At 70.7% G+C, this 17771-nt stretch carries 16 protein-coding genes and 1 tRNA gene; 11 read left to right on the top strand and 6 right to left on the bottom strand.

Features of this window, described 5'->3' with window-relative positions:
* Positions 1 to 11 precede the first annotated feature (11 nt).
* Together LHA26_RS02785 and fliD are read right to left on the bottom strand one after the other, a co-directional pair.
* Entirely contained in the window at positions 12 to 1388 is a 1377-nt protein-coding gene (locus LHA26_RS02785; protein ID WP_252167233.1) for an FAD-containing oxidoreductase, read from the bottom strand.
* 136 nt (positions 1389 to 1524) lie between these two features.
* Positions 1525 to 3258: a flagellar filament capping protein FliD gene (fliD, locus tag LHA26_RS02780; protein ID WP_252167232.1), complete on the bottom strand. Its 1734-nt coding sequence runs from the start codon at positions 3256 to 3258 to the stop codon at positions 1525 to 1527.
* A 311-nt stretch (positions 3259 to 3569) separates the two neighbouring features.
* Here fliD and LHA26_RS02775 point away from each other — a divergent pair, with 311 nt between their 5' ends.
* Together LHA26_RS02775 and LHA26_RS02770 are read left to right on the top strand one after the other, a co-directional pair.
* The gene (locus tag LHA26_RS02775) at positions 3570 to 3908 is read left to right on the top strand and encodes a GFA family protein (protein ID WP_252167231.1); all 339 of its coding nucleotides are present in this window, start codon (positions 3570 to 3572) and stop codon (positions 3906 to 3908) included.
* 73 nt (positions 3909 to 3981) lie between these two features.
* Positions 3982 to 4158 carry a hypothetical protein gene (locus LHA26_RS02770; RefSeq protein ID WP_252167230.1) on the top strand — a complete coding sequence of 59 codons (177 nt, stop codon included), beginning with the start codon at positions 3982 to 3984 and terminating at the stop codon, positions 4156 to 4158.
* 20 nt (positions 4159 to 4178) lie between these two features.
* Here the strand turns inward: LHA26_RS02770 and LHA26_RS02765 are convergent, their stop codons facing one another.
* Positions 4179 to 4844 (bottom strand): O-methyltransferase, encoded by a 666-nt coding sequence (locus LHA26_RS02765; protein ID WP_252167229.1) that lies wholly within the window; start codon positions 4842 to 4844, stop codon positions 4179 to 4181.
* 89 nt (positions 4845 to 4933) lie between these two features.
* On the opposite strand from LHA26_RS02765, the gene LHA26_RS02760 reads away from it, so the two are divergent.
* The gene (locus LHA26_RS02760) at positions 4934 to 5560 is read left to right on the top strand and encodes a TetR/AcrR family transcriptional regulator (protein ID WP_252167228.1); all 627 of its coding nucleotides are present in this window, start codon (positions 4934 to 4936) and stop codon (positions 5558 to 5560) included.
* A gap of 78 nt (positions 5561 to 5638) precedes the next feature.
* Here LHA26_RS02760 and LHA26_RS02755 read toward each other — a convergent pair whose 3' ends face one another.
* Positions 5639 to 7660: a hypothetical protein gene (locus LHA26_RS02755; RefSeq protein ID WP_252167227.1), complete on the bottom strand. Its 2022-nt coding sequence runs from the start codon at positions 7658 to 7660 to the stop codon at positions 5639 to 5641.
* A 203-nt stretch (positions 7661 to 7863) separates the two neighbouring features.
* Positions 7864 to 8094 (bottom strand): hypothetical protein, encoded by a 231-nt coding sequence (locus LHA26_RS02750; protein ID WP_252167226.1) that lies wholly within the window; start codon positions 8092 to 8094, stop codon positions 7864 to 7866.
* 287 nt (positions 8095 to 8381) lie between these two features.
* On the opposite strand from LHA26_RS02750, the gene LHA26_RS02745 reads away from it, so the two are divergent.
* From LHA26_RS02745 to LHA26_RS02720, 6 genes are all read left to right on the top strand, one after another.
* Positions 8382 to 8906 carry an RNA polymerase sigma factor gene (locus LHA26_RS02745; RefSeq protein WP_252167225.1) on the top strand — a complete coding sequence of 175 codons (525 nt, stop codon included), beginning with the start codon at positions 8382 to 8384 and terminating at the stop codon, positions 8904 to 8906.
* Positions 8903 to 9889, top strand: coding sequence for a FecR family protein (locus LHA26_RS02740; protein WP_252167224.1), 987 nt, complete (start codon positions 8903 to 8905; stop codon positions 9887 to 9889). The genes LHA26_RS02745 and LHA26_RS02740 overlap by 4 nt, the downstream gene beginning before the upstream one ends.
* Positions 9890 to 9918: 29 nt before the next feature.
* Entirely contained in the window at positions 9919 to 12219 is a 2301-nt protein-coding gene (locus LHA26_RS02735) for a TonB-dependent receptor (protein ID WP_252168275.1), read from the top strand.
* 44 nt (positions 12220 to 12263) lie between these two features.
* The gene (locus LHA26_RS02730) at positions 12264 to 13523 is read left to right on the top strand and encodes a CDP-glycerol glycerophosphotransferase family protein (RefSeq protein ID WP_252167223.1); all 1260 of its coding nucleotides are present in this window, start codon (positions 12264 to 12266) and stop codon (positions 13521 to 13523) included.
* Complete coding sequence (locus LHA26_RS02725) at positions 13520 to 14683, top strand: glycosyltransferase (protein WP_252167222.1); 1164 nt, start codon at positions 13520 to 13522, stop codon at positions 14681 to 14683. Before LHA26_RS02730 ends, LHA26_RS02725 begins: the two co-directional genes overlap by 4 nt.
* Positions 14684 to 15412: 729 nt before the next feature.
* A complete protein-coding gene (locus LHA26_RS02720; protein WP_252167221.1) occupies positions 15413 to 16288 on the top strand; it encodes a flagellin N-terminal helical domain-containing protein in 876 nt (291 codons plus the stop codon).
* A gap of 75 nt (positions 16289 to 16363) precedes the next feature.
* Here LHA26_RS02720 and LHA26_RS02715 read toward each other — a convergent pair whose 3' ends face one another.
* Positions 16364 to 16543 carry a hypothetical protein gene (locus LHA26_RS02715; RefSeq protein WP_252167220.1) on the bottom strand — a complete coding sequence of 60 codons (180 nt, stop codon included), beginning with the start codon at positions 16541 to 16543 and terminating at the stop codon, positions 16364 to 16366.
* Between the two features lie 165 nt (positions 16544 to 16708).
* Here LHA26_RS02715 and LHA26_RS02710 point away from each other — a divergent pair, with 165 nt between their 5' ends.
* Together LHA26_RS02710 and LHA26_RS02705 are read left to right on the top strand one after the other, a co-directional pair.
* Entirely contained in the window at positions 16709 to 17668 is a 960-nt protein-coding gene (locus LHA26_RS02710; RefSeq protein ID WP_252167219.1) for a dimethylarginine dimethylaminohydrolase family protein, read from the top strand.
* Positions 17669 to 17681: 13 nt separating this feature from the next.
* Positions 17682 to 17765, top strand: a tRNA-Leu gene (locus tag LHA26_RS02705).
* The last annotated feature ends 6 nt before the right edge of the window (positions 17766 to 17771 follow it).

Raw genomic sequence — 17771 nt, 5'->3', positions numbered from 1 at the left:
GCGCGGCCCGATCAGCGCGAAGGCGCGAGATCCAGCAGCAGCGTCGGGATCAGTTCGGACACGGTGGGGTGGATCGGCACCGCCCAGCGCAGCGTGTCGATCGTCTGGTCGGCGTTCATCATGTCGATAATGCCGTGGATCGCCTCGTCGCCGCCGGTGCCGAGGATCGCCGCGCCGAGGATGCGCCGTGTCTCGGCATCGGCCACCACTTTCATGAAGCCCTTGGTCTCGCCCTTTTCCACCGCCCGGCCGACGCGCGTCATCGGGCGTTTGGCGTGGAGCAGCGGCCGTCCGGTGCGCGCCGCCTCGGCGTCCGTCATGCCGACGCGGCCGAGCGGCGGATCGACGAACAGCGCATAGCCCGGCAGCCGCTGGCTGACGCGGCGATCGCCGCCGTCCAGCAGATTGGCGGCGACGATCTCGAAATCATTATAGGCGGTGTGGGTGAAGGCGCCGCGCCCGTTGCAATCGCCCAGCGCCCAGATGCCGGGCACGTTGGTCTCGAGCCGATCGTCGACCTGGATATAGCCCCGCGCATCGGTCTCGATTCCGGCGGCGGCGAGGCCGAGATCGTCGGTATTGGGGCGGCGGCCGACCGCCATCAGCACATGGCTGCCCAGCACCGGGCGCGCATCCGCCGCGCAACCGACGCGGACCGCGATCCCCGCCGGATCGGGCGCGAAGCCGATACAGGTGGCGCCGGTGCGCACGGCGATGCCTTCCTCCTCCAGCATCGCGCGCACGGCGGCGGACACATCCTCGTCCTCGCGCGCGATCAGCCGGTCGGATCGCTCCACCACCGTCACCTGTGCGCCGAAGCGGCGATACATTTGCGCGAATTCGAGCCCGATATAGCTTCCGCCCACCACCACGAGATGATCGGGCAGCGTATCGAGCGCGACCATGTCGGTGTTGGTGAGCAGCGTCACCGCATCGATGCCGGGCATGTCGGGCATCGCGGCGCGCCCGCCGACATTGAGGAAGATGCGCGGCGCGGTCATGGTCTCGCCATCGACGCTGATGCGGCGCGGCGCGACGAAGCGGGCATGGCCGCGGATCAGCGTGACGCGCTCAAGCCCCTCCAGCCAGCGCTCATTGCCCTGTCGCGAATCGTGGATCACCTTGGCGGCGCGCGCCGCCACTGTGGGCATGTCCACCGTCACCGGACCGGCGACGCTGAAGCCATAGTCGCCGCCGCGCCGCGCGAGATGGGCGGCATAGGCGCTGGCGATCAGCGTCTTGGTCGGCTTGCAGCCGGTGTTGACGCAGGTGCCGCCGACATGGTGGCGCTCGATGATCGCCACCGAGAGGCCGGCCGCGTCCAGGCGGGCGGCAAGCGCGGGGCCGGCCTGGCCGGCGCCGATGATGATCGCGTCGAAGCTGCGCATGCCGCGCCCTTTTCCAAGCGTCGGGCCGCCGGGGCGGGGCCGGATCGTGCGGCCGCCTTACAGGAAGCCGGCCGTCCGCGAAAAGCCAAAGCCGGACTGCGGGCGTGGCATGCGCCCGCGCCGGCCGAGCGACGGATCAGCTCGACTGTTTGGTCCAGAGATCGACCTGCTGGGTCAGATAGCTCTGCGTCGCCTTATAGCCCGAGACGAGCGTGTTCATCTGGGTGAATTTGGTGACCAGCTGATCGTGATACACGGTGACCTGCGCCTCGGCCTTGGTCATCTGGTCCGCCAGCGTCTGCTTCTGCGTGGTGAGGCTGGTGTTGAGCGTGCCGAGAATGCCCTTGCTGCCCGTCACGCCCGTGGCGAGGCTGTCGAGCAGGCCGGACAGGCCCTGGTTGATGGTGATGGTGACGGAACTGGGCGCGCCCGAGGCGACCTGAAGCTGCAGCCCGTCGGCATTGTTGCCCGGCACGGCGCTCAGCAGCCAGCCCGATCCCTGCATCGCCACGCCGTTGAGCGTGCCGGTGGCGTCCGATCCGTTCTGCGCGGTGGCGACCCCGCTCACGGTATAGACGCCGGAGCGCGCCGCGCCGGGCGTGCTGCGGATCGAGACCAGCGGGCTGCTGCTCGACTGGGAGGCGGTGAACATCGCCGTCACATCGTCGGGATAGGTGGTGACGACGCGGTTGAGCGTGTCGCTGTCCACGGTGAGCGTGCCGTCGAGCCCGGTCTTCACCCCCAGCGCGGCCAGCGTGTTGACCGAGCCGCCGCCGGTCAGCGGCGTGGTGGTCAGCTTGCTCAGCTGGTCCTTGAGCTGGCGCAGCGCGTTGTTGCCGCGCAGCGGGCCGGCGTCGCCGCTGCTCGTGGCCGCCGCCGTGGCGCTGTTCAGGTCGCCGAGCAGGATATTATAGTCCGACACGAATTCGGTGATGGCCGAGCTGATCGCGGCGGTCGGCCGGGTCGAGCCGAGCGACACCGAGCCGGTGCCCGAAAGCTGCATCGAGACGCCGGGAATGACATCGTTGAAGCTGTTCGACGCGCGCGTGACCGCGACGCCATCGACGGTGAGCTTGGCATCCTGCGCCGCCTGCGCCTGCGTCATGGTCGCGCTGTTGGTGCCCGAATAGCTGAGCGCGGCGAGCGACTGGGTGCCCGAATGGGCGCCATCGTCGGTGCCGGTCAGCGTGAAGGCCTGGGCCGCGCCGGTCGCGCCCTTCACCACCAGCCGCGAGGCGCCGGTGCTGTCCGCCACCACCGAGGCCGTCACCCCGGCCTTGGCGGCGTTGATCGCCGCCGCCACGTCGGAAAGGCTGTGCGTGCCGCTGCCGAGCGTGATCGGCACCGCCGTGCCGCCGCCGATCGAGAGCGACAGCGTGCCGCCGCCAAAGGTTTCGGACGCGCCGAAGGCGGAGGATTGCAGCGTCTGCCCCTGCGCCAGCTGGGTGACGGTGATGGTGCTCGACAGATCCCCGATCGGCGTGCCCGACACGGCCGACACGCTCATCACGCTGGCGTTGGACGAGGTCGGCTGGGTCTGCAGCGTCGTTCCCGCCGCGAGCGACTTGAACACGCTGGAAAAGGCGGTGAGATCGTTCATGATCGTGCCCAGCGACGAAATCTGGGCGGTGTTGGCCGTCTGCTTGGCGGTGATCGGGTCGGTGAGCGTCGCGCGCTGGGCGTTGGTGAGGTTGGTCGTCAGCGCGTCGGTATCGATGCCCGAGCCATTGGCGTTGAGGCTGGTGAGGATGCTCTGGCCGAGCGAGGCGTTCGACTTGGAGGTCGAGCTGGTGCTCGAGCTGCTGCTGCTGGTGCTGGTGCTGCTGCTCGTGCTGGTCGAGGAGGAGCTGGTCGTCGAGATGGTCGTCATGTCCGGTTCCTCGTCTCAGCACTGGCGCCGCAGGCCGGCCGGGTGCGCCCGCCGATGGCCGCCGGCTCGTCCCGGCGCCGTGACGCGCTGCATTCCGCCGACACTCGATCGCGCAAGCGGGTGCACACCGCGCACCACGCCCCGCATCCGAGCCTGACCTGCCAAGGTTAAGATCCGGTTGAGAGCCGGCTCTTCGCCCGGATCGGATAACGACCCCGCCGCCGCGATCTTTAATCCGCCCGTGTCCTTAGCGTGCGGACCGGCGATCCGGATGCGACGCTCGGCGGAGCGCCACAGGCAGGGCGTGAAGGATGCGCGCGCACCAGGGAAGCTGCCATTGCGGCGGCGTGCAGCGCGTCCTGCGCGACGATCCCGCCGAGGCGGTCGCGTGTAACGGCTCGATCTGCCGGCGCGTGGCGGGCCTGTGGCATTATTGTCCGCCCGCCCTGGTGACGGTGACCGGCGCGGGCGTGGCGTACCGGCAGGGCGATCGGGCGATCGCGCTCTGGCACTGCCCGCTGTGCGGCTGCACCACGCACTGGACCCCGATGGACCCCGCCTGCCCGCGCATGGGGATCAACCTTGGGATGCTCGATCCGGATGTCTGGCAGCGCGTGCCCCGGCGTCTGGTGGATGGCGCCAGCGTCTAGCGTGGCGGCGGCGGCGCCGGGGTCGCGCCCGCCCGGCTTGCTCCCGCGCCGGCATGAAGGCTAGAGCCGGCCCATGGTTGCGATCGGGTGTCTGTCGGTGCTGTTCCTGCCGCTGCTCGGCCTGTTGGCGGGCAGCCTCGTGGCGGGGCGGACGGGGGCGCTCGTGGCCGCCGGGCTCGGCCTCGCGGTCGCGCTATGTCTCTGCCTCGGCAGCGTCTGGGCGCTGGTGAAGGCGCGGCCGCCGCGCTGAGGCGGGCCGCGCCCCGGCCTTCAGGCGAGACGGATCGTCAGCTCCACATCGTCGGTATAGGCCATGGTCAGATAGGCGTTCGCCGGATCGCTGACATGGGCCAGATAGTCCGGGCTGTGATCGGCATTGTCGGCAAGGATCACCGCGCCCGGCCGCAGGCGCGGGGCGACGCGGTCCAGCACGTCCAGATAGAGGGACTTGGCGCCGTCGAGCAGCAGCAGGTCGATCGTTTCGGGCAGGTCGCGGGCGAGCGTGTCGAGCGCGTCGCCCTCGCGCAGCTCCACCAGATCGGCGAGCCCCGCCTCGGCCAGATTGGCGCGGGCGCGGGCGATCTTGTCGGGCTCGAATTCGCTGCCGATCAGCCGGCCGCCGCCATTGTCGCGCAGCGCCGCCGCCAGATGCAGCGTCGATACGCCGAAGGAGGTGCCGAACTCGACGATCGTCCGGGCACGGGTGGCGCGCGCCAGCATGTAGAGCAGCCGCCCGGCCTCGCGCGATACGGGCAGGGCATAGTCCTTCAGCCGGGCGTAGAAGGCGCGATACTCGGCCTTGCTGCGCATCAGCCGCATCCGCTCCTCGGCGGGCATGTCGGCGAACTCCGGGTCGGTCATGGGATGCCGCGCCTCGGCGTCGGCGAAGAGGCGGTCGAGCAGGGGCGCGACGGGCGCGCTGGTGAGCGTCGTCATGAGTGTCTCCACGAGGGGGCTGGTCTGACGACAGAATAGGATTAGGGCGGGGCTCCGGACTATTCGCATTGGCGGAGGCGCGGCGCACCATGGCGCGGAACACCGATATTTCCTCGCGCAAGCGGCCGCAGCAGGCGCGCTCGGCCGATCTTGTCGAGGCGGTGCTCACGGCCGCTGTTCAGGTTTTGACGGCGGAAGGCCCGGACCGCTTCACCACCGCGCGAGTCGCCGAGCGGGCCGGGGTGAGCATCGGCTCGCTCTACCAATATTTCCCGAACAAGGCGGCCATCCTGTTCCGCCTCCAGAGCGACGAATGGCGCGAAAACCGGGCGCGGCTTCACGCTATCCTCGCGGATGCCGCCATGCCCCCGGCAACGCGGCTGCGGCGGCTGGCCCATGGCTTTATCCGCTCCGAATGCGCCGAAGCGGCGATCCGCCTCGCGCTCGAAGAGGCCGCACCGCGCTATCGCGAGGCGCCCGAGGCCGAGGCGGCGCGTGGCGAGGGCGCGAGCGCGCTCGAGGCCTTTCTCGCCGAGGCGGCGCCGGCGGCCCCGGCCGCGCAGCGGCGCCTCGCGGCGGGGCTGATGAAGACGAGCCTCAGCGCCGCCGGCAGCCACTTCTCCGCCACGCCCCGCACCGAGCCCGAGATCCACGCCTTCGCCGAGGCGCTGGCGGACATGCTCTGCGCCTATCTCGAGCGGCTGGCGCGCGCGTAGCGGGCGCGCCGCGCCCCACATGATCGCCAGGCACGGAACGGACCCGCGGCCCGACTCTCCAAGCCGCGGGTCCTTGGCTCACCGGGGAGTCACGAAGCTATATTGCGTCTCGATCAGGCCCGCGCCGAGCCCGTGCACGCGCGTTTCGATATGCCAGCCATTCGCTTTGTAAAAGCTGGTATCGTAATCCAGCTTGAACGGCCGATAGCTATTCTCATCAAGCTCGCCGGCGGAAATCGGTGCCGAAGCGAGGATCTTGTCGCCCCCGGTAGGGGACCAGGCATGAACGTCGATCGTCGCCACCTGCTGAGTGCCGTAGCGCGGTTTGCCCGGCGCGCGAAGACTGAATGTCGCGCTTTGCGCGCCACCCGGAAAGTCGAAGAGATAGGGACCATATACGAGAGTGCCGGAGACATTGGGGCTGTTCGAGATGCAGGAGCTTCCCGTGCTGCGCGCCCCCTGTGCCACCAGAAGATCTCCGGGACAAAAGAAGGTGTAGCTCGCGAGATACACCGCCGCGGAAGCGATTTTCAACGAGGCGGTGTCGTAGGTGAATACCCGGAATTCGACCTTATGTCCGGCCCGCCCGCTCCAGTCGAAGAGAAGCCGAAGATTGGAGTAGGTGTAGATCCGATGGAAGTCTGGCCTGGAAACCTCCCGCGACGCGATGACCGATCCGGTGCTTGCATCGTACACTTCCAGTCTCGCGACGCGATCGGCGCCTCCCAGGGCGTCGATCTGCATCTTGAACACGGCGGCCAGCGGGATCGCTGGCAGGCCGGTCGTGTAGGGGCCATAGGCGATATGGCGCTGGCCGGTGCCCGCCGCCGCGGAGAGTCCGGCAATGTCGGTCCGCGTCGCGCTTCCCGCCAGCAAGTCGCGCCCAGCCAGGAAAACGCCCAAGCACCCGGTATCGCAGATGTTCATCACTGGATTGTAGCGGAAGGAGAAGGGCGTGAAATTGGCGGCGCCCGCCGCGAGGCTTTGATCGAGCGGCTGGAAGAAGAGAAACGCGCCGCCCTCGTTTCTGCTCGGGCACCCGCCGGCATTGCTCGGGCATTGCACCATATACACGCCGATCAGTCCCTCGGGTCGGCCTGCCGCGTCATAGTGGAGGCCCAGGGTCGGATTGGCGAGCGACGGGGCGCGATCGGGTGTCATGACGTCGAGCTGCCGAAGGAATTTGGAATCCTCATTATAGATGTAGATCTTCCACGTATTGAAGTCGCCGAATGTTCGTTGGCCCTCTACAATTGTGTACGTGTTGCCTTGATATTGGAACGTGCTCATCTGCCCGATCTGCGCCACGCCACGGGCACGCATCGCGGCGTTGAGTTCATGCCAATCTTGGTTGCGCCATAAGCGAAAATTGGTCAGCGTTCCACGCGCAGCGGAGTCGCCCACGCCGTGGCTCGCGTCGAGACGATGTTCCGCGTCCCAATTACAGTAATGGAAGCCTATCTCGATGGTCGAGTCATCAAGACTGCCATTGTAGCTGATCTTGCGGAAGTTCGGCGTGCCCTCGGCGCAGTGCGTGGAGGAGAGGGTGTGCTCAAAATCGAATTGACGGTCGGCAGTGCCGGCCGCAAGGGCGGCATAGTTGGCGAAGTGCCTGATGCGGAAGTAAGGAGTAGCGCTGCGGCTTTTGTCTACAACGGAGGGATCCGTCTCGTAGACCAGCAGATAGGAGCCGTCCGATAGGCGCGTGATGTCAGGCATGGCGTTGTCGGCATTGGCGACTTCGCCATCCAGACTGCCATTGATGATCGTCCAGCGGCGGAGGTCGTTTGAGCCAACCATGCCGAGCCGGTAGGGCGCGTCGGCACGGCTCTGGCGGTGATAGACGCCAAGATAGCGATAGGGCGCGCTGCCGTCACGCGGCTGGATAATTTTGAGCGCGTCGAGATTATTGTGGCCGTCCGCGTCGGTCGTGTCCGAAACGGCCCGTTGTACGATGACGGGCGCCGTGTTGACGGCACTTAGCGCCGAAAACAGGCGAGGCTCGATGGTCGGGCTGTTCGCCGGCGCCGGCGTGGCGCTGAGCAGCAACCCCCCGGCAATCAAGGCAAATCCGTAAAATCCAAAGCAGAGGCTTCGCATGAAGGATGATCCTTATCGAGGATTTTCATGGATGCTTCGGCGAGGCGAGCGAGCGGCATCGGCGTAAGCCGCGATGCCGGCCGCTGAGTGGCCGTGGCAGCGGGAAAGGAGCTTGTCTCTCCCGCCCTCTGCGTATCTCCGGCAATCCTACTGTGTAATCCTCGAAAACTACGTATCGCGGGCAGGGCGCCGAGCCGGGCCGCTCAGCGCTGCGTGCCGTCTTCCACGCCGAGCCCTTCGTCGCGCCCAGCCGGGCCTCCGCCCGGCCGCGCCGCGCGGACGATCACCGCCGAGGAGAGGAGGATGCCGGAGACCAGCGCGCCCAGCGCGAGCAGCGCGGCGCTGCTGATCGCGGCCTCCACGCCCACGCTCTGCCCGATGCGGAGGGCGAGGCGGGCGCCGCTGCGGGCGCGGTCTTGGGTCGGTTCGGCCATGGCGCGGAGGATAGCGGCTCGGGCGCGCCGGCGCCATGGCGCAGCACGTCCGCCGCGCGGCGCTGCGGATCGCGGCGGCGCGCGGCGTCCCTTGTCCGGAGGCGCAGGCTTATGGGTGACTGGGGCAGAGTGGGAAGGGCAGGCGGATGAGCGCGCGCGCCCCGGCCCTTCGGCGCGTCGGCGCGGCGCCCGCCCGTCCGGCTCGTGCGCAAGGCGGGCACGGCTTTACCGCCCCGGCCCCGAGCGGCTATCGTCGCGGCACGCGGCCGGGGGAGCAGGATGTGGGCATGGCGGGCGATTCTCTCGCCAAGGCCTTCGAGGCGAACCGCGCCGCGCTGCTGCGCTATGTGCGCGCGCGCGGCGCCGGCGACGATGCCGATGATCTGCTCCAGGATCTGTGGCTCAAGCTGGGCGGCGCGGGTGAAGTCATCGTCTTGGATCCGCTCGCCTATCTCTATCGCATGGCGCATAATCTGCTGCTCGACCGGCGCCGCGCGGCGCTGCGCCGCCAGCGGCGCGAGGAACGCTATGGCGGCGAGGGCGATGCGGACGAGTCGCCCTCGGCCGAGCGGACGCTGTTGGCGCGCGAGCGGCTGCGGGCGATCGAGCATCTGCTCGCCGCGCTCGGCCCGCGCACCGACTATATCTTCCGGCGTTTCCGGGTCGAGGGCGTGGGCCAGCGCGCCATCGCGCAGGAGCTTGGCATCACGGTGAGCGCGGTCGAGAAACATCTGCAAAAGGCCTATCGCGCGATCCTCCTGGCGCAGCGCGCCGAGGAGGGCGCGGCGGACGCCGCGGCGGTGCGGCCATGAGCGCGGAGGACCGCCGCCGCGAGGCCGAGGCGCTCGATTGGGTGATCCGGCTCGAGGATCCCCATTTCGCCGACTGGGCGGCGCATGTGGCCTGGCTCGAGGCCGATCGGCGGCACGCCGAGGCGTTCGATGCGGCGTGGCTGGCGCTGGAGGCGGCGACCCAGGGCCTCGAGCCCGCGCCGCCCGTCGGCCGGTCGGCGGCCGTGGAGGCCGCGCCGCCGCTTACGTCGCCATCGCCCGTCGCGGGCCCATCGCGGGACCGTCCCCCGCGCCGCTGGGCGCTGGGCGTGGGCGGCGCGCTCGCCGCCGGTCTGGTCGCGCTCGTCGCGCTGCCGCCTGCGCTGCGCGACGCGCCGCGCGTCTCCACGGTCAGCACCGCGCCGGGCGAGCAGCGGCACGTCGCGCTGGCCGATGGCTCGCAGGTGACGCTGAACGGCGGCAGCGTGCTGCGGCTCGACGCGGCCGATCCGCGCCGCGTCGAGCTGGCGCAGGGCGAGGGCTTTTTCGCGATCGTGCATGATGCCGATCATCCCTTCACCGTGCGCGCGGGCGATGCGCAGGTGCGCGATATCGGCACCGCCTTCGATCTGGTGCAGGAAAGCGGGCGCACCCGGCTCGCCGTGCACGAAGGCGCGGTGCGCTACGAGGCGGCGGGGCTGACGACGCGGCTGGATCGCGGGCAGGCGCTGGAGATTGCGGACGGTACGGCGGTGCGGCGGCAGGTCGATGGTGCGGCGGTCGGCGGCTGGCGCGCCGGGCGGCTCGTCTATGCCGATAGCGGCATGGCCGAGGTGGCGGGCGATCTGGCGCGCGCGCTCGGCCGGCCGGTCCGGCTCGGGCCGGCCGCCGCGACGATGCGCTTCACCGGCGTTCTCATCCTTGATCGCGACGGGGAGCGCACGCTGCGTCGCGTCGCCGCGGCGACGGGCCTCGCGCTGCATCGCGACGGCAGCGGCTGGCGTCTGGACATGCCGGCGCGGTGAGGCCGGGCCGGGCGATGGCGGCGGGCGTGATGCTGGCTTCGGCGGCGATGGCGGCCGGGGCCGCGCCGAAAAGGCCCATCGCCACCGAGGCAGGACCGCTCGGCGCGGCGGTGCGCGCGATCGGCAGCCAGGCGGGGGTGACGATCGGCATCGCCGATCCCGGGCTGGCGGCTCTGCGCGTCCGGGCGGTGCGCGGCCGGCTCGATGCGGCGACCGCGCTCGCCCGGCTGGTGCGCGGCACCGGCGCGGCGATCGTGCGGGGCGCGGACGACAGTTTCCGCATCGTGCCGCGCGCCGCGCCGCCTTCCCGCCGCGCGCCACCGGCGTCCGCCGCTTCCGCCACCACCACCCCCGCCGCCGACACGATCGTGGTGACGGGCAGCAAGCGCGGCGAGGTGCTGGCCACCTATGCCGGCAGCGTCGGGCTGGTGGCGGTGTCCGATCTGCGTCCCAACCGGCTCGCCCATGGCTCGGAGGCGCTGATCGAGGTGCAGCCCGTGCTCTCCGCCACCCATCTCGGGCCCGGGCGCAACAAGCTGTTCGTGCGCGGCATCGCCGACAGCAGCTTCAACGGCCCGACCGAAAGCACGGTCGGCCAATATCTCGGCGAGGTCCGGCTCAACTATAACGCGCCCGATCCCGATCTCGCGCTGTACGACATCCAGTCGGTGGAGATCCTCGAAGGGCCGCAGGGCACGCTCTACGGCGCCGGCTCGCTGGGTGGCATCATCCGGCTGGTGCCGACGCCGCCCGATCTCGATAAGGCCGCGCTCTCGATCAGCGGCGGCGTTTCCGCCACCGCGCACGGCGCGCCGGGGGGCGATGGCGCGGTGATCGGCAACCTGCCCTTCGCCGGCGGCGCCGCCGCGCTGCGCGCCGTGGTCTATGGCGATCGCGATGGCGGCTATGTCGACGATCCGCTGCGCCGACGCGCCGATATCAACAGCACCACCATCGCCGGCGGGCGTGGCACGCTGCGGGTGGCGCCGGGCGATGGCTGGACGATCGATCTCGGCGGGGTGGTGCAGCAGATCGACAGCCGCGACGGCCAGTATAGCGAGCGCGGCCTGCCGCCGCTGCAGCGCGAAAGCCGCATCGCCCAGCCCTTCGACAATGATTATGCGCTGGCGAGCCTGGTGGCGCGGCGGCGCTGGGGCGCGACCGAGCTGGTCTCGGCCAGTTCGGCCGTGTTCCACGATCTGGAATCGGTGTTCGATGCCAGCGGCACGGGCGCGGCGGCGGCGCCGATGCGCTATATCGAGGATAACCGCATCCGCATCCTCACCAATGAGACGCGCCTCTCGCGCCGCGCCGACGATGGCGGGGGCTGGGTGCTGGGGCTGGAGCTGCTGCACAGCGCCAGCCGCCTCACCCGCAATCTCGGGCCGCCGGGCGAGGAGGCGCGCATCGTCGGCACGCACAACCATATCGACGAAGTGTCGCTCTATGGCGAGGCGACACGGCCGGTGGCGCGCGCGCTCTTCGCCACGCTGGGCGGCCGGCTCGCCTATACCGCGATCGCCAACGAGGGGCGGGACACGCTCGATCCGGGCGATCTCCACCGCCATGGCCTGTCGCTGCTGCCCTCGGCCGGGCTCCTGTGGCGGGTCGCGCCGCGCCTCGCCTTCTATGTCCGCTACCAGCAGGGCTATCGCCCCGGCGGCCTTTCCGCGCAGCGCGCCACCACCGAGCGCTTCCGCCCCGATCGGGTGACGAGCGCGGAGCTGGGCGCGCGGCTGGGCGGGGCGGGGGACCGGCTGCGCGCCAGCGCGGCCGTCTCCTACACGCGCTGGACCAATATCCAGGCCGATCTGGTGGGCACCGACGGGCTGCCGCTCACCGCCAATATCGGCAGCGGTCGGATCGTCGCGCTGGAGGCGCAGTTGGCCTGGCGGCTGGTCGCGGGGCTCAGCGTCGAAGGGGCGATGTTCATCAACGACAGCAATCTGTCCCGGCCGACCGCGGCCTTTGCCGGCGAACGCGACGCCACCCTGCCGAACATCGCCGATGCCGTCGCCCGGCTCGGGCTGCGGGCGCGGCCGCGCCTGTTTGGCCGCACGGTGGAGCTGACGGGCTTCGCCCATTATGTCGGCCGCTCGCGGCTCGGCGTCGGCCCGGTGTTCGCGGTGCCGCAGGACCGCTACGTCAATCTTACCGCGGGGCTGAGCGTGCCGCTCGGGCGTGTCACCCTGTCGCTCGACGGCGACAATCTCACCGATCATCGCGGCAACATCTTCGCGCTCGGCAATCCGTTCGGCGCCAGTGCCGGGCGCCAGATCACCACCTTGCGACCCCGCACCATCCGCCTCGGCGCCGGCCTCGCTTTTTAGCCGCGCGCCGTGCGGATCGCGCCTCCGGGCGGCGTCACCCCGGCATGCGGATCGGCTTCCTCCTCAACCACGACCAGACCCACCAGATCGCCCACAGCCTGCCCATCGCGCTCGCGCTGGCGGAGGCCGATCCGGGGCTCGAGATCATCGTCGCCGTGACCAGCGACCGCATCGCCGCCGAGGTCGCCCGGCTGGCGGGGCCGGCGCTGCGATCGGGCGCGGTCACGCTGCGCCGGCTCGGCATCGAGCGGCCCGGCCGGCGCCGCGCGGCGCGCTGGCTGGGCGGCCTGATCCCGGCCGCCAAGCTTCTGGTCTATGGCGACAATCTCCCCTTTTTCGAGGGGCTGGACCTGCTCGTCGTCAGCGAGAAGACGTCGCTGCTGCTCAAGACCCATTATGGCCTCGACGCGCTCCGCATCGTCCATACCCGCCACGGCGCCGGCGATCGCGCCATCGGCTTCGATCGCGCCAGCGCGGGCTTCGATCTGGTGCTCGTCGCCGGCGAGAAGATCCGCGCGCGGCTGATCGAGCAGGCCGGCGTCGCGCCGGAGCGGATCCGCATCGTCGGCTATCCCAAATTCGATCTCGCCCCCGGCCACCCCGCGCCCTTCGCGGCGGATCCCGGCGATCGCCGCCCGATCATTCTGTATAATCCCCATGTCTCGCCGCACCTCTCTTCCTGGTATCGGATGGGCCCGCGCATCCTCGACTGGTTCGTGGCGCAATCCCGGTATCGATTGATCTTCGCGCCGCATGTCATGCTCTTCCACCGCAAATGGGTCGTCACGATCGACCGGCTTTCGATCAACCGGCCCGGCCGGCTCGCGGACGCCGTGCGTGCGGCGCCGCACATTCATGTCGATCTCGGCAGCCCGGCCTCGACCGACATGACCTATACCGAGGCGGCCGATCTCTATCTCGGCGATGTCAGCAGCCAGGTGTACGAGTTCATGCGCCGCCCGCGCCCGATCGTGGCGCTCGACGCGCATGGCCTGAACCCGGCGCCGGACGATCCCGATTTCGCGCATTGGGCGGCCGGCCCGGTGGTGCGCGACCTCGACGCGCTGGGCCCGGCGCTGGACGAGGCGTTCGCCGATCGCGGCGGCCGCTACGCCGCCGTGCAGCGCCGGCTGCTCGAGCGCACCTTCAGCTGCACCGGCGAGCGCGCCTCGATCCGCGCCGCTCAGGCCATTCTCGATTACGCCCGCACCACGGGGGGCGATCGCGTCGCGCAGCCGGCCGCGCGCCGGCGCAACGGCGGCGATCGGCGGCCGCTGGCGCCGGGCCTGCGGAGCCCGGCATGACCAAGCGGCACATCCTCTGCTATCTGCACAGTTTCGAGCCCGGCGGCGTTGAGCGTACCGCGCTCAATCTGTGCGCCGACTGGCGCGCGCGCGGCGCCGAGGTGACGGTGGTGATGGGCCGCGCCAGCGGCCGCGCGCGCGCCTGCGCCCCCGATCTCGATTATGTCTTTCTGCCGCGGCCCGGATTTTCCACCGCGCGGTTCGAAACCCTGTGGATGCTGCTGTGGCTGCCGCTGCTGGTGCTGCGCCGCCGCCCCGACGTGATCTTCTGCGCGGGCAACAGCTATAGCATCGTCGCCGTGCTGCTGCGGCTGGTGCTGGGCGCGGCCTGCCCGCCGATCGTCGCCAAGATCAGCAATGATCTCGCGCGGCCGGACATGATCTGGCCGGTCCGGCGCCTCTATCATCTCTGGTGCCGGATCCAGGGCCGGCTGTTGACCCGGCTGGTCGCGCTCTCGCCCGAAATGGCGGCGGAGGTGGCGCGGGTGATGCGCCTGTCGCCCGATCGGGTCGACATTTTGCCCGATGCCGTGCTGCTGGGCGAGTATCGCCGCGCGCTCGCGCGGGCCGGCGCCACCGCGCGCGCGGGCCGCACGGGCGGCCGCCGCTTCCTCGCCATCGGCCGGCTCGCCCGCCAGAAGAATTTCGCCGCGCTGATCGCCGCCTTTGCGCAGGGCGCGCGCGCCGAGGATTGCCTGACCATCGTCGGCGACGGCCCCGAGCGCGCGCGGCTGGCGCGCCAGATACAGCGGCTTGGCCTGGAGCAGCGGGTGCGGCTTGCGGGCCATGCCCGGCGCGTCACCGGCTGGATCGGCCAGGCGGACGCGCTGCTCCTCTCCTCGCGCTACGAAGGGTTGCCGGCGGTGGTGATCGAGGCGCTGGCGGCGGGCCTGCCGGTGATCGCCTCGGATTGCTGCGCGAGCATGGCCAGCATGATCGGCCATGGCCGCTTCGGTCGGTTGGTGCCGGCCGACTGCGAGGCGAGCCTGGCCGCCGCCATCGCCGCGCCGCTGCCGCCGATCGATTCCGCCGCCGCCGCGCGCCATGCCGGGGCGCATTGCAGCCGCGCGGTGGCGGACCAGTATCTGGCGCTGTTCAGCCATGTCGTGCCGGCCCGCGCCCCCGCCGCAGCCCATCCCCGTCCGCTAGCCGAGGCCTGAGCCGCGCCAGCGCGGGCAGGGGGGCGCGAAGGGGGCGCCGCGCCGGCGGCGGGTTAATGCGCGCGTCCCGAGCTATCTCCTTTTGCTCGCCGAGCCCGGAGCCGCGCCCGCGCGGACGGGCCGGGTGCAGAGAGAGCGCCGGGCCGGCGGCGGGTCCATGCGCACGGCTCGGCGCGCGTGTGTGGCGCCAGAGGGGCGGTGACGCGTCGGCGCCCCTGCCTTGCCGCCCCCCGCCCGGCCGGCGATGGTCAGTGCGCGCGGTCGGGCGTGGGCGTGCGCCGCCAGAGCGGGCGCAGGATGAGCCGCAGGGCGGACGGGGGCGTCGCCTCCTTCGCCGGGCGCGGCGGACGCGGGGCGTCGGGCCGCACATGGCGGCCGCTCCAGATGAGGATGCGCCCGACAAGGCACATGCTTTTGCCAAGATTAGCGTGCGTCATCGATCCTTCCCAAGCCGCGAGGCCGATCCTGAAGGCCTTGGTCCTGCATGGATGGGACGCCGACGGCGCCGCCGATCCGCAGCCAGTCCAGGCGCGATAGGGAGATTTCCGTTCGGCCGGCCGCACCGCCCGCCACTGGGCCGGCGTTCAGTCTAGGGGCGGCGTTTCGGGCGGCCAATTCCGCAATTTCCGAAGGCCCGGCGCCGAAAAGCCGCTAAAGGATCGGCGACGCGCGCCGTTATCGGGACTGTGGGTGGCGATCTGCCGCCAAGTATTTGTAGCGGAGCGAAAAATGAGCGTCATCAACACCAACACTGCGGCCATGCGCGCGCAGAATGGCAGCCGCCTGGCCGCCGCCGCGACCCAGCAGGCGATGAGCCGCCTCTCGTCGGGCAAGCGGATCAACTCCGCCGCCGACGACGCCGCCGGCCTCGCCATCTCCAACTCGATGACCTCGCAGATCACCGGCATGAACCAGGCGATCCGCAACGCCAATGACGGCATCTCGCTGGTGCAGACCGCCGACGGCGCGCTCGACGAAGTCACCAACATGCTCCAGCGCGTCCGCGAGCTGGCGGTGCAGTCGGCCTCGGGCACCTATTCCGACAATGACCGCGCCAACATGCAGACCGAAGTCGGCCAGCTGACCACGCAGATCAAGTCCGTGCTCGGCAACACCAGCTTCAACGGCACCAAGCTGTTCACCACCGCGGGCACCGCCGGCACGAGCGTGACGATCCAGGCCGGCGCCAACGCCACCACGGGCGATCAGATCACCGTCAATATCGGCGCGATCGATCTCAGCGCGGCGACGGCGGCGAGCGGCGCGGCGGTGACGGGCAATCTCGACGTGTCCAACACCGGCGGCGCGACCAGCAACGGCGTGGCCAATGCGCAGAACACGATGGACAGCGTCGACTCGCTGCTCAAGACGATCAACACCGTCCGCGCCGGCCTCGGCGCCTCGCAGAGCCAGCTCAACTCGGCGGTGAACAACCTCACCAACACCACCACCAACCTGTCGGACGCGCGCAGCCGCATTCAGGACGCGGACTTCTCGTCCGAGACGACCGCGCTCGCCAAGTCGCAGATCCTGAGCCAGGCCTCCACGGCGATGCTGGCCCAGGCCAATCAGTCGGCCCAGGGCGTGCTCAAGCTGCTTCAGTAAGCCCGGTCGCGCCGGCGCGGCCGCCCGCCGCGCCGGACGATCCCGCCGCGCCGCGCCCGATCGGGGCGGCGCCGCTCAGTGCAGCTTGGCGATCGACAGGCCGTCCAGCTTGGCCTGCGCCTTCACCGATTCCTCGCTGCGCGTCAGCGCCTTGGCGATGGCCTTCAACGCCATCCCCTTTTTGGCGAGGGTGTGGAGCTTCTGAAGCTCGTCGGGACGCCAGGGCTGGCGATGTCGTTCGAAGCGTTCGGCCATGGCGCCTGATAGCCGTTCGGCCCGCGCCCGTCACCCGTCCGCACGCCCCGCGCCGCGCCGCCGCCGCGCCCGGTGGAAACCAGCGCGCCGGTAAATTGTTGAGCATTCCGAACAGCTTGTATCGGATGGTCGCAAGCGGGCCAGGTGGCAGGGACGCAGCCTATCATGAAAGTCGATTTCGCTCTCGCCGCCGCCCAGGCCGATCGGGCCGGCCCGGCGGTGCGCTGGGGCGTGCGCTCCGAAAGCGATCCGCTCACCGACGTGCTGCTGGTCGCGCCCGATCATCTCGCGCCCGTGCCATGCTGCTCGGTCACGCGCGAGAAGCTGCGCGACGGCCATCGCACCGATGGCGATCGCGCCCGCGCCCAGCATCGCGCGCTGGTCGAGGCGCTGCGCCGCGCCGGCGCGATGCCGCGCCTCATCCCCGGCGATCCCGACTGTCCGGACATGGCCTATGCGCGCGACGCCGGGCTGATGACCCCCTGGGGCCTGCTGCCGCTCGCCCCCGGCGCGCCGCATCGCCGTCGCGAGGCCGCGCTGCTGGCCGACCGGGTCCGCGCGCTGGGCGTTCCCGTGCTCCCCGCGATCGGCGAAGGCCGGGTCGAGGGCGGCGACATATCGGTGTTCCGCGATGGGCTGGTGCTGATCGGCTGCTCGGGCGAGCGGACCGACGCCGCCGGCGCCGCCGCCGTCGCCCGCCTGTTCGAGCGCCATGGCTGGGAGGCGCTGATCTATGCCTTCGATCCGCATTTCCTGCATCTGGACACGCAGTTCGCGGCGCTGAGCGCCAACCGGGCGCTGGCCTGCGTGGATGTGCTCGAGGATCGCTTCCTCGCCACCCTGGCCCAGCGCGGCATCGATCTCGTGCCGGTCAGCTACAAGGCGGCGCGCCAGCTCGGCTGCAATATTCTCGCGCTGGGCGGCGGCCGCGTGCTCGCGACCAGCGGCACCGGCCTCGCGGCACGCCTCGCCCCGCTCGGCTTCGCCGTGGAGGAGGTGGCGCTGGACGAATTCACCAGCTGCGGCGGCGGCGTCCACTGCCTCACCCTGCCGCTCGCGCGCGTGCCGGGCGCCGCGCTCCGGGCGGCCACCGTGTCTGGCGTTCGTGCCGGGGCTGCGCTATAGGCCCGCCACCTGTGCGGGCGTGGCGAAATGGTAGACGCAGCGGACTCAAAATCCGCCGGAGCAATCCATGTCGGTTCGAGTCCGACCGCCCGCACCAGTCGTG

It is taken from the genome of Sphingomonas morindae, assembly GCF_023822065.1.
Lineage (GTDB): Bacteria > Pseudomonadota > Alphaproteobacteria > Sphingomonadales > Sphingomonadaceae > Solisphingomonas > Solisphingomonas morindae.
This window is presented reverse-complemented; position numbering and strand designations above follow the sequence as displayed.